At 59.7% G+C, this 12095-nt stretch carries 10 protein-coding genes; 6 read left to right on the forward strand and 4 right to left on the reverse strand.

The features are described 5' to 3' along the window. Positions 1 to 29 precede the first annotated feature (29 nt). The 3 genes from znuA to lpxM all read left to right on the forward strand — a co-directional run bounded on the left by znuA (position 30) and on the right by lpxM (position 3428). Entirely contained in the window at positions 30 to 989 is a 960-nt protein-coding gene (gene znuA, locus PVE98_RS08580) for a zinc ABC transporter substrate-binding protein ZnuA (RefSeq protein ID WP_096073295.1), read from the forward strand. Positions 990 to 1002: 13 nt separating this feature from the next. Next, positions 1003 to 2334 carry a murein DD-endopeptidase MepM gene (gene mepM, locus PVE98_RS08585; RefSeq protein WP_033746525.1) on the forward strand — a complete coding sequence of 444 codons (1332 nt, stop codon included), beginning with the start codon at positions 1003 to 1005 and terminating at the stop codon, positions 2332 to 2334. Between the two features lie 119 nt (positions 2335 to 2453). Beyond that, entirely contained in the window at positions 2454 to 3428 is a 975-nt protein-coding gene (lpxM, locus tag PVE98_RS08590; protein ID WP_096073294.1) for a lauroyl-Kdo(2)-lipid IV(A) myristoyltransferase, read from the forward strand. A 166-nt stretch (positions 3429 to 3594) separates the two neighbouring features. Here the strand turns inward: lpxM and PVE98_RS08595 are convergent, their stop codons facing one another. The 3 genes from PVE98_RS08595 to hexR all read right to left on the reverse strand — a co-directional run bounded on the left by PVE98_RS08595 (position 3595) and on the right by hexR (position 7335). Then, complete coding sequence (locus PVE98_RS08595; protein WP_096073293.1) at positions 3595 to 4830, reverse strand: MFS transporter; 1236 nt, start codon at positions 4828 to 4830, stop codon at positions 3595 to 3597. A gap of 77 nt (positions 4831 to 4907) precedes the next feature. Further along, positions 4908 to 6350, reverse strand: a complete 1443-nt coding sequence (gene pyk, locus PVE98_RS08600) for a pyruvate kinase (protein ID WP_033791280.1) — start codon at positions 6348 to 6350, stop codon at positions 4908 to 4910. A 106-nt stretch (positions 6351 to 6456) separates the two neighbouring features. Beyond that, a complete protein-coding gene (gene hexR, locus PVE98_RS08605; RefSeq protein WP_096073909.1) occupies positions 6457 to 7335 on the reverse strand; it encodes a transcriptional regulator HexR in 879 nt (292 codons plus the stop codon). Between the two features lie 369 nt (positions 7336 to 7704). Between hexR and zwf the strand changes: the two genes are divergently transcribed. Both zwf and PVE98_RS08615 read left to right on the forward strand, forming a co-directional pair. Next, positions 7705 to 9180, forward strand: coding sequence for a glucose-6-phosphate dehydrogenase (zwf, locus tag PVE98_RS08610; RefSeq protein WP_033746536.1), 1476 nt, complete (start codon positions 7705 to 7707; stop codon positions 9178 to 9180). A 176-nt stretch (positions 9181 to 9356) separates the two neighbouring features. After that, positions 9357 to 9995 carry a bifunctional 4-hydroxy-2-oxoglutarate aldolase/2-dehydro-3-deoxy-phosphogluconate aldolase gene (locus PVE98_RS08615; RefSeq protein ID WP_033747926.1) on the forward strand — a complete coding sequence of 213 codons (639 nt, stop codon included), beginning with the start codon at positions 9357 to 9359 and terminating at the stop codon, positions 9993 to 9995. Positions 9996 to 10047: 52 nt separating this feature from the next. Here PVE98_RS08615 and purT read toward each other — a convergent pair whose 3' ends face one another. Continuing rightward, a complete protein-coding gene (gene purT, locus PVE98_RS08620) occupies positions 10048 to 11226 on the reverse strand; it encodes a formate-dependent phosphoribosylglycinamide formyltransferase (RefSeq protein WP_033746538.1) in 1179 nt (392 codons plus the stop codon). A 150-nt stretch (positions 11227 to 11376) separates the two neighbouring features. On the opposite strand from purT, the gene PVE98_RS08625 reads away from it, so the two are divergent. Beyond that, positions 11377 to 12030 carry a tellurite resistance TerB family protein gene (locus PVE98_RS08625; RefSeq protein ID WP_033746540.1) on the forward strand — a complete coding sequence of 218 codons (654 nt, stop codon included), beginning with the start codon at positions 11377 to 11379 and terminating at the stop codon, positions 12028 to 12030. Positions 12031 to 12095 lie beyond the last annotated feature (65 nt).

Below are 12095 nucleotides of genomic sequence, written 5' to 3' on the forward strand. Positions count from 1 at the left end.
ATCCCCAGGTCACGATGGAATGATGCATTATGTTACACATTAAAAAGAGTACTATTTTCACCCTTTCTGCGCTGGCATTCACCGCCTCGCTGACGCTTCCCGCGCAGGCGAATGTCGTCGCCTCGGTGAAGCCTCTCGGTTTTATCGCTGCCGCCATTGCCGACGGCGTGACGCCGGTGGATGTACTGCTGCCCGATGGCGCGTCGGAACATGATTACGCGCTGCGTCCTTCTGACGTAAAACGTTTAAAAAACGCAGACTTAGTGGTGTGGGTCGGCCCCGAGATGGAAGCCTTCATGACGAAGCCGGCGGCTGAATTGCCCGCCGCTAAAAACCTTCAGATCGCCGATATGCAGGCGGTTAAACCCTTGTTGCTGAAGGGCGGAGACGACGACGATCACCATGGCGAAGAGGCTGCTCACCAGGGCGATAGCGGAGATGACGAAGCGGAACATCATCACCATCATGGCGAATTTAATATGCATGTGTGGTTGTCGCCGCAAATATCCAGGCTAGCGGCGGTTGCAATCCATGGAAAATTATTGGAACTTATGCCCGAAAGCAAAGCCAAACTTGACGCTAATCTCCAGCAGTTCGAAAGCGAACTGGCGGTTACCGACAAGCACATTAGCGCGCAGCTCGCGCCGGTCAGCAACAAAGGGTATTTCGTTTTTCATGACGCTTACACCTATTTTGAAAAACACTACGGCCTCTCGCCCAGCGGGCATTTTACCGTAAACCCTGAAATTCAGCCGGGCGCACAGCGTCTACATCAAATACGAACACAGTTGGTTGAGCAGAAGGCCGTTTGCGTCTTTGCTGAGCCACAATTCAGGCCAGCCGTCATCGATGCGGTTGCCCGTGGAACCAACGTGCGTAAAGGCACGCTGGATCCGCTGGGGACAAATATCAGCCTTAGTCAGGACAGCTACGTGAAGTTCCTTTCACAGCTGTCAGGCCAGTATGCGAGCTGCCTGAATGGAGCATGAGGAATAGGTAAAAGTGCAGCAGATAGCCCGCTCTGTCGCCCTCGCATTTAATAATTTGCCGCGCCCCCACCGCGTTATGCTGGGGTCTTTAACCGTTGTGACGCTGGCCGTCGCCGTCTGGCGGCCCTACGTTTACCATCCCGCCGATGATGCGATGCCGATAGTCAAAAGCATCGAACTCGATAAAAATCAGCTGCGTACGCTGCTGCCAGAGGCCAGCGAACCCATCGATCAAACCACTTCCGAACCGGAAGAAGAACTGCCCGCCGACGACATCGACAGCGATGTGCCGGACGCGACGGGAACGCATGAATACACCGTCTCGTCCGGCGATACGCTCAGCAGCGCCCTGAATCAGTACGGCATCGAACTGGGCGATATCAATGCGCTGGTCAACAGCGATAAAGCGCTGCGCAACCTGCAGGTCGGCCAGCAGCTGAGCTGGACCCTGACCGACGATGGCAGTCTGCAGTCTCTCACCTGGGAGATAAACCGGCGTGAAACGCGCACCTATCAGCGCGGCAATAACGGCGCGTTCACCATGCAGTCCGAGATGCAAAAGGGCGAGTGGCAGAACCGCGTGCTGAAAGGCGAAGTGCGCGGCAGTTTCGCCGCCAGCGCCCAGCGCGCCGGCCTGACCGGCAGCGAAGCGAGCGCGGTGATCAAAGCGCTGCAGTGGCAGATGGATTTCCGCAAGCTGCGCGCCGGCGACCAGTTTAGCGTGCTGATGTCGCGCGAAATGCTCGACGGCAAAAGCGCGCAGAGCCAGCTGCTTGGCGTGCGCCTGCGCTCCGGCGGCAAAGACTACTACGCGTTCCGCGCCGAAGACGGCAAGTTCTACGATCGCAACGGGTCGGGCCTGGCGCGCGGCTTTATGCGCTTCCCGACCGTGAAGCAGTATCGCGTCTCCTCCAACTTCAATCCGCGTCGTCTGAACCCGGTAACGGGCCGCATCGCGCCGCATAAAGGCGTCGATTTTGCGCTGCCGGTGGGTACCCCGGTGCTGGCGGTCGGCGACGGCGAAGTGGTGATGGCGAAAAACGGCGGCGCGGCGGGCAACTATGTAGCCATTCGTCACGGCCGCCAGTATATGACGCGCTATATGCACCTGAAGAAAGTGCTGGTGAAACCGGGCGAGAAGGTGAAGCGCGGCGATCGCATCGCGCTGTCGGGCAACACCGGCCGCTCCACCGGGCCGCATCTGCACTTTGAAATCTGGATCAATAACCAGGCGGTCAACCCGCTGACGGCGAAACTGCCGCGCATGGAAGGGTTGACCGGCAAAGAGCGCAGCGATTATATGGCGCAGGTGAAAACCAACCTGCCGCTGCTGCGCTTCGAGTAGTCCGCGCGACGCGCCACAAGACCGACGCTTTACGCGTCGGTTTTTTTTCACGCCGCGCCGGGGATTGCAAATTTACCTGTCGCCACTATCATTAGCGCGTCATTGATTGAGGCGAGTGCATGGAAACCCCGAAAAAAAAGAATAGTGAATTTATTCCCGTTTTTGAACGTTCTTTCCTGAAACCAAAATACTGGGGCAGCTGGCTGGCGATCGGCGCGCTGGCAGGCATGGCGCTACTGCCGGCGAAAGTACGCGATCCGCTGCTTGGCGGGCTGGGGAGAATGGCGGGGAAACTGGCTAAAGGCGCTCGCCGCCGCGCGCTCATCAATCTGTACTACTGCCTGCCGGAGCTGAGCGAAACGCAGCGCAGCCATATCGTCGATGAGATGTTCGCTACCGCGCCGCAGGCGATGGCGATGATGGCAGAACTGTGTGTGCGCGATCCGGCGCGCGTGCGCCAGCGCGTTGACTGGCACGGCCGCGAGATCATCGATCGGCTGCATGCAGAGAAGCAGAACGTTATTTTCCTCGTGCCCCACGGCTGGGCGGTGGATATCCCTGCGATGCTGCTCGCCTCCGAAGGGCAGATGATGGCGGCGATGTTTCATAACCAGAGCGATCCGCTGCTTGACTACGTCTGGAACAGCGCGCGTCGTCGCTTCGGCGGCCGGATGCACGCCCGCAACGACGGCATCAAGCCGTTTATCAGCTCGGTGCGCCAGGGGTACTGGGGCTACTATCTGCCCGATCAGGATCACGGCGCCGAACACAGCGAGTTCGTCGATTTCTTCGCGACCTACAAGGCGACGCTGCCGGCGCTGGGCCGCCTGATGAAGGTGTGCCGCGCGCGCGTGGTGCCGCTGTTCCCGGTCTATAACAGCGAGACGCACCGGCTGGAGATTTTCGTGCGTCCGCCGATGGACGATCTGCTGGACGCGGACGATCGCACGCTGGCGCGCCGCATGAACGAAGAGGTTGAGGTGTTCGTGCGTCCCCATCCCGAGCAGTACACCTGGATTTTGAAGCTGCTGAAGACGCGCAAAGAGGGCGATATCGAGCCCTATAAGCGCAAAGAGCTTTATCCGCGTAAATAGCAAAAGGGCCACAATTGCGGCCCTTTTTTATTGATAATGTGCTGACGCAGGGACGGTATGGCCCGATCGCAAAGTCGCTCAAGGCATCCATGGACGCTTTGCTCTTCGTGCCATACCGCCCCCGCATTTCAGCTTCCGCAGCAGCTTGTGAGTAAGACCTTAATACTCAGGATAACGCCGTCACCTGCGCGCGCCGCTTGCGTTCGCGCAGAAACAGCGTCACCAGCACAAACCAGAGCACGCCGCTGATGAAATTGATCAGGCTAAACCAGGGCGTGCCGCCGCTAAAATAACCGCTTTTCGCCAGCTCGATGCCGATCGCCAGCGTCAGGATGCTGATCATCCCCAGCATCGCCGCGACGCTGCCTTTACCCGCGTCGCTGGCGTAAAGCGTCAGGCGATAGAGCCCGGCGTTGACCATACCCGCGCCGAAGGCGTATAGGCTTAGCCCGGCGGTCAGAAGGAGATAGCTGTGGCTGTCCAGCAGGTTCGCCAGCAGCGCAATGCCTAACCCTGAGAGAATCGGCCAGGCGGCGAACTTCACCGGCTGCTCGATGGGCACGCGTCCGGCCAGCTTGCCCAGCGTAATATTCCCGGCGATCATCGCCAGAAACACCGGCAGCTGCAGCAGCGCATAGTGCATGCGCGACAGCTGCTCCTCATGCATCAGGATCACCGGCGAGAGCGCCACCCAGGTCAGGATGGGAATAAACACCAGCCCGATAGCGAAAGAGCCCAGCATCACCATCCGGTCGCGCGCCAGCTTGCGGTAGGTGCGCGCCAGCTGCGGCAGCGCGATAGAGTGGCTGCGGTCGCCTGCGGTTTCAGGCATCACGCGCCATAAAATAATAAAGGCGAGGGCGCTGAGCAGGGCGAACAGCCAGAACATGCTGCGCCAGCTCGCTACCGTCAGCCAGGCGGCGCCCGCCAGCGGCCCTGCCAGCGGCGCCAGCAGCGCGACGTTGGCCATCAGCGCCATCACGCGCACCGCCAGCGCCTCGTCAAAAGCTTCCTGAATCGCGGCATAGCTGACCGCGCCGATAAAGCAGAGGCTGATGCCCTGAATAAAGCGCAGCGCGACGAACTCTTTGATTGAGCCGACCCAGGTGGTCAGCACGCAGGCCAGAATAAAAAAGAGAATGCCGCCCAGCATCACCGGACGTCGGCCGAATTTATCGGAGAGCGGGCCGAGCAGCCATTGCAGCACCACGCCGCCCAGCAGATAGGCGGTGAGCGACGTCGAGACCCACTCCGGGCCGACGCTAAACTCCTGCGTTACCAGCAGCATGCCGGGCTGGATCATGTCGTGCGCGATATAGGTGGCGAATTCAAACAGCACCAGCGCCAGCGGAAACAGCAGCAAGCCTGCTGTCAGTTTGCTGACGGGTTGATAGCGGGGCATTCAGACTCCTTTTAAAAAATAAAACGCGACCGCCAGGCAGTCGCGTTGTTTACAGCGTTACTACAGCGGGCGCGCAGTTAGTCGACGCGCAGCACCCGGCTGGTATTGGTGGTGCCGGTCGCGCCCATCACGTCGCCCTGGGTGACGATAACCAGATCGCCGGAGACCAGGAAGCCTTTGTCGCGCAGCAGATTGATTGCATCGTGCGCCGCGACTACGCCGTCGTTGTCGCTGTTGAAAAAGACCGGCGTCACGCCGCGATAGAGCGCGGTCAGGTTCAGGGTGCGCTCATGACGGGACATAGCGAAAATCGGCAGGCCGGAGGTAATGCGCGACGTCATCAGCGGCGTACGGCCGGACTCGGTCATGGTAATAATCGCGGTGACGCCCTGCAGATGGTTCGCCGCATACATCGCCGACATGGCGATCGCCTCTTCGATATTGTCGAAGGTAACTTCCAGACGGTGCTTGGAGACGTTGACGCTCGGGATCTTCTCCGCGCCCAGGCAGACCTTCGCCATCGCGGAAACGGTTTCAGCGGGATACTGGCCAGCGGCGGTTTCCGCCGACAGCATCACGGCGTCGGTGCCGTCGAGCACGGCGTTAGCGACGTCCATCACTTCGGCGCGCGTCGGCATCGGGTTGGTGATCATTGATTCCATCATCTGTGTGGCGGTAATGATGGTGCGGTTCAGCTGGCGCGCGCGACGGATCAGCGCTTTCTGAATGCCGACCAGCTCAGGATCGCCGATTTCAACGCCCAGGTCGCCGCGTGCCACCATGACCACGTCAGAGGCGAGAATGATATCGTCCATCGCTTCCTGCGTCGCGACCGCTTCGGCGCGTTCGACTTTCGCCACCAGCTGCGCTTCGCAGCCCGCTTCGCGCGCAAGGCGACGCGCGTAGTTCATATCTTCGCCGCTGCGCGGAAACGAGACCGCCAGATAATCGACGCCGATTTTCGCGGCGGTAATAATGTCCGCTTTGTCTTTCTCAGTCAGCGCTTCCGCCGACAGGCCGCCGCCGAGCTTGTTGATGCCTTTGTTGTTGGAGAGCGGGCCGCCGACGGTGACTTCGGTAAACACCTTCATGCCCTGAACTTCCAGCACTTTCAGCTGCACGCGTCCATCGTCGAGCAGCAGGATATCGCCCGGCACCACATCTTCCGGCAGGCCTTTATAGTCGATGCCGACTTTCTCTTTATCGCCTTCGCCTTTGCTCAGGCTGGCGTCGAGCAGGAAGCGGTCGCCGACGTTGAGGAACACTTTGCCCTCTTTAAAGGTCGAAACGCGGATTTTCGGTCCCTGCAGGTCGCCCAGAATCGCGACGTGACGACCCAGCTTCGCGGCAATTTCACGCACTTTGTTCGCGCGCAGCTGATGATCTTCCGGGGTGCCGTGAGAGAAGTTGAGTCGCACAACGTTTGCGCCTGCGGCGATGATTTTTTCCAGATTATTATCGCGGTCTGTTGCCGGGCCGAGGGTTGTAACGATCTTGGTTCTTCTGAGACGTCTTGACATGAAGGACTCCGTTGACAAATTTGCGTATCCCCTAAAGTGGACAGGGCGTGATCATTATTCTAACTGAAGGAGAGCCTGTGATACGACTCACATTGTGAATGTGATGTTAATTTTTTTGTTGCGCTGCGTTTTCCATGGCGAAAGGCTTGTCGAAACGCGACTCTTTTAAGACCTCTTTCACTCGCTTCAGGTTTTCCCGAAACGCGGCGCCGCGCTCGAGGATAAATCCGGTCGCCAGCACGTCGATAACGGTGAGTTGCGTCAGGCGGGACACCATTGGCAGATAGACATCGGTATCTTCCGGAACATCAAGCGTGAGCGCCAGCGTGGCGACCTCTGCCAGCGGCGAAGCGGGAGACGTGACGGCTATCACGGTGGAACCGTTTACACCGGCGAGGCGAGCCAGTTCTACCATATTTTTCGTGCGGCCAGTATGCGAAATCAAAACAAAAACGTCCTCCGCGCAACTATTTATACAACTCATGCGCTGGATCACAATATCCTCTGACCAGACCACCGGGAGATCAAAGCGCAAAAATTTATTAAAGGCGTCGTGCGCCACCACCGCTGAGGCGCCCAGGCCAAAGAACGCCACTTTCTGCGCTCGCGACAGCGCCGTCACCGCCTGCTGCACCACGGCGAGATCGAGCCGTTCGCGCACGCGCTGCAGCCCGGCCAGCGCCGAGTCGAAAATCTTATGGCTGTAGCCGCGGGTATCGTCATCTTCATCGACGTCGTGACTGACCCAGCTTTGCCCTTGTGCCAGGCTCTGCGCCAGCTGTAATTTGAAGTCGGGAAAGCCGCGCGTGCCGAGCCGATGGCAAAAGCGGTTAACGGTGGGTTCGCTGACCTCGGCGGCGCGCGCCAGCCGGGCAATGCTGGAATGGATCGCCTCCTGCGGGGCGGCCAGGATCTGCGCCGCGACCTTGCGTTCCGATTTGCTGAGCGTCGCCAGCTGCGCCTCAATTTTTTCCAGAGTATTCATAACCTGATGACCGTTATCGCTTTTATCGATGCCAGCCAGGGCTGGCAGAGGGGGCATAAAAGCGTGAATATACCCTGTTCGCCTTGACTGCGCGCAAGTACGGATAAGTCTGCGTGGTAAATTTTTGTCATAATTTGACCCGGATTCGATTTTGCCGCCTCTCGGCCGCCACGCTAGAGTGGGCTAAAGCGCACGCACTATCACATCGGCACGTCTTATTCCATTCAGAGTAAACGCTGCGGACCCGCATAGAGTCGGTTTACCTGACTCCCTGAAATAAGTACATTGTGCTGAAAGAAAATTACAACATGGACCCGATGGATGAGGATGCAAACGCCAACGGGATCATCCTGCAACGAGGAGAGGAAAATGGCGGTAACACAAACAGCCCAGGCATGCGATCTGGTGATATTCGGTGCCAAAGGCGATCTTGCGCGCCGGAAACTGTTGCCTTCACTGTATCAGCTGGAAAAAGCGGGACAGATCCACGAGGAAACCCGCATCATCGGCGTGGGACGCGCCGACTGGGACAAAGCAGCCTATACCAAAGTGGTGCGTGAAGCGCTGGAAACCTTTATGAAGGAGAAGATCGACGAAGCGCTGTGGGACAAACTCAGCAGCCGTCTCGACTTCTGCAACCTCGACGTCAACGACACCACCCATTTTCCCAAACTGGGCAAAATGCTCGATCAGGCAAAACGCACCACCATCAACTATTTCGCGATGCCGCCAAGCACCTTCGGCGCCATCTGCAAAGGCCTGGGCGCAGCGAAGCTGAACGCTAAACCGGCGCGCGTGGTGATGGAGAAGCCGCTCGGCACCTCGCTGGAGACCTCAAAAGAGATTAACGACGCGGTAGGCGAGTTCTTTGACGAAAGCCAGGTGTTCCGCATCGACCACTATCTCGGCAAAGAGACGGTGCTCAACCTGCTGGCGCTGCGCTTCGCCAACTCTATCTTCGTCAACAACTGGGATAACCGCACCATCGATCACGTGCAGATCACCGTGGCCGAAGAGGTGGGCATCGAAGGACGCTGGGGCTATTTCGACCAGGCTGGCCAGATGCGCGATATGATCCAGAACCACCTGTTGCAGGTGCTGACCATGATCGCCATGGCGCCGCCGTCCGACCTCAGCGCCGACGCCATTCGCGACGAGAAAGTTAAGGTGCTGCGCTCGCTACGCCGTATCGATCAGACCAACGTGCGCGAAAAAACCGTGCGCGGCCAGTACACCGCCGGCTTCGTGCAGGGTAAAAAAGTGCCTGGCTATCTGGAAGAAGAGGGCGCCAACAAGTCCAGCTCGACGGAAACCTTCGTCGCCATTCGCGTCGATATCGACAACTGGCGCTGGGCGGGCGTGCCGTTCTACCTGCGTACCGGCAAGCGTCTGCCGACCAAATGCTCCGAAGTAGTGGTCTACTTCAAGAACCCGGAGATGAACCTGTTCAAGGATTCCTACTCGGAACTGCCGCAGAACAAGCTCACTATTCGTCTGCAGCCGGACGAGGGCGTCGATATCGAGATCCTGAACAAAGTGCCGGGCCTCGATCACAAGCACAAGCTGCAGACCACCAAGCTGGATCTGAGCTACTCCGAGACCTTTAATCAGTCGCACCTGGCTGACGCCTACGAGCGTCTGCTGCTGGAGAGCATGCGCGGCATTCAGGCGCTGTTCGTGCGTCGCGACGAAGTGGAAGCGGCATGGACCTACGTCGACTCCATTATCGACGCCTGGGCCGCCGACGGCGACTCCTCCAAGCCTTATCAGGCAGGCACCTGGGGGCCGGTGGCGTCCGTGGCGATGATCACGCGAGACGGCCGTTCCTGGAACGAGTTCGAATAATCCTGAAAGTAGCCCGCCGCGTGCGGGCTTTTTTGTGCCTTGCCGCAGGAAACTGAACCGCAGTTTCAAAAATAGCGTCGGGCGGATAGACGATGCGGAAGGCGATCCTGTATGGTAGTGACGCATTGATGGCGCGCCGCGCGGCTGGCGCCGGTATGGATAAGCAAGGGGAACTGATGAAGAACTGGAAGACGAGTGCGGAAAAGATTCTGACCACTGGACCTGTGGTGCCGGTGATCGTAGTGAACAAGCTGGAACATGCGGTGCCGATGGCGAAAGCGCTGGTGGCCGGCGGCGTTCGGGTGCTGGAAGTCACGCTGCGCACGCCGGTGGCGATGGAAGCGCTGCGCCTGATGATTAAAGAGGTGCCGGACGCCATCGTCGGCGCAGGCACGGTCATCAACACCCAGCAGCTGCAGGAAGTCACCGAAGCGGGCGCGCAGTTCGTTATCAGCCCAGGCATTACCGAGCCGCTGTTGAAGGCCGCGGTAGAGGGTCCGGTGCCGCTGATTCCCGGCATCAGCACCGTTTCCGAACTGATGACCGGCATGGATTACGGCCTGCGCGAATTTAAATTCTTCCCGGCGGAAGCGAACGGCGGCGTCAAGGCGCTGCAGGCGATCGGCGGTCCCTTCCCGCAGGTACGCTTCTGTCCCACCGGCGGCATCTCGCCCGCTAACTATCGCGACTATCTGGCGCTGAAAAGCGTGCTCTGCATTGGCGGTTCCTGGCTGGTGCCGAACGACGCGCTGGAGTCAGGCGACTGGGATCGCATTACGCGTCTGGCGCGCGAAGCGGTAGAAGGCGCGAAATAAGCATTAGCGGTGAGCAGGGCGCTCACCGCATCATGAATCACCCGCGGTGTTATTACTCTTCGACTTTTACCGCCGCTGCGCTGGCGATCGCCCGCGCGACGGCGTCATCGACGCTCTCGCCTCTGGCCAGCGCGACGCCAAGACGGCGCGAACCCGCGATTTCCGGCTTGCCGAACAGGCGCAGCTGCAGACCCGCGCCCAGCGCCGCTTCCACGTTGACGAACCGCACGTTCTGGCTGTGCAGCTGCGGCAGGATCACCGCCGACGCCGACGGGCCGTACTGGCGCACGCCGCCGATCGGCAGGCCGAGAAAGGCGCGCACGTGCAGAGCGAACTCCGAAAGATCCTGCGAAATCAGCGTCACCATGCCGGTGTCGTGCGGTCGTGGCGACACTTCGCTGAAGATGACGTCGTCGCCGCAGACAAACAGCTCGACGCCGAACAGGCCGTAGCCGCCCAGCGCTTTCACCACCTCGCCGGCGATCGCCTGCGCGCGCTGCAGCGCGACATCGCTCATCTGCTGCGGCTGCCAGGATTCGCGGTAGTCGCCATCTTCCTGGCGATGACCGATCGGCGCGCAGAAGTGAAGGCCGTCGACCGCGCTCACGGTCAGCAGCGTAATTTCAAAATCGAATTTAACCACGCCTTCGACAATCACGCGGCCTGCGCCGGCGCGGCCGCCCTGCTGCGCGTACTCCCAGGCGCTGCCGAGTTGGCTGGCGTCGCGAATAAAGCTCTGGCCTTTGCCTGACGAACTCATCACCGGCTTGACGATGCAGGGGAAGCCGATCTCCGCCGCTGCTGCCTCAAAGCTCGCCTGGCTGTCGGCGAAACGGTAGCTGGAGGTTGGCAGCGACAGCTCTTCCGCCGCCAGACGGCGAATACCTTCGCGGTTCATGGTCAGGCGCGCGGCGCGCGCGGTCGGCACCACGCGCTGACCCTGCTGTTCAAGCTCAAGCAGCTTATCCGTGGCGATCGCTTCGATTTCCGGCACCACATAATCGGGCTTTTCCTGCGCAATCAGCGCGGCCAGCGCCTCGCCGTCAAGCATGTTCACCACGTGGCTGCGATGCGCCACATGCATCGCGGGCGCGTCGGCATAGCGGTCTACGGCAATCACTTCCACACCCAGTCGCTGGCACTCCAGCGCCACTTCTTTACCCAGTTCACCCGAGCCTAACAGCATGACACGCGTCGCAGCCGGACGCAGCGCAGTTCCAAGAGTCGTCATAATTTCACCTGTGAGTCAAAACGCGCGCAGTATAAACGAAAACGTTTGCGTTCTCATCCTCCTCTGCTTTGCCTCTCTTTTCTCACCTTGACGTTAACTGACGCCCGGTCGGGCAGAGTAGAGCCCTTATCGCTAAAAAAGGAGTGAATGATGAACAACCTGCTGCAACAGCTTCAGTCGCTGCTGACGAAGAAAGGCCACAGCGGCGGCAACGGAGGTTTAAACGATATGCTGGCACCCGGCGCGCTGGGCGGCCTGGCGGGTTTGCTGATCGCCAGCAAAAAGTCGCGCAAGCTGTTAACCGAGTATGGCGGCAAAGCGCTGATTATCGGCGGCGGCGCGGCGGCCGGCGCGGTGCTATGGAACAAATATAAACAGCGCGTGCGCGATACGCACCAGGCCGATCCCGGCTTCGGCGAGCTGCAGACGCCCGCCGACCAGCGTGCCGAGCGCCTGGTGACGGCACTGGTCTTCGCCGCTAAAAGCGACGGCCATATCGACGATCGCGAGCGCGCCGCTATTGAGCGCAGTATCCATGAGTCGGGCTACGGTCAGGAGGCGGAGGCGCTGATCCAGAAAGCGATCAATCGGCCGCTCGATCCCGCCTGGCTGGCTGCCGACGTGAAAAACGAAGATGAAGCGCTGGAACTCTACTTCCTCAGCTGCGCCGCTATCGACGTGGATCACTTTATGGAGCGCAGCTATCTCACTGCGCTCGGCGACGCGCTGAAGATCCCACAGGACGTGCGCGACGGCATTGAAAACGATCTGCGCGAACAAAAAGCGCGCATCCCGGCAGAATAACTCCGCTGTGGCCGCGCTGCGCGGCCGCAATAACAACGCGTTAGCGACAAAAATTTGGCTTCCCC

The sequence above is a fragment of the Pantoea sp. GABEPS69 genome (assembly GCF_045780835.1).
Classification (GTDB): Bacteria; Pseudomonadota; Gammaproteobacteria; order Enterobacterales; family Enterobacteriaceae; genus Pantoea; species Pantoea septica.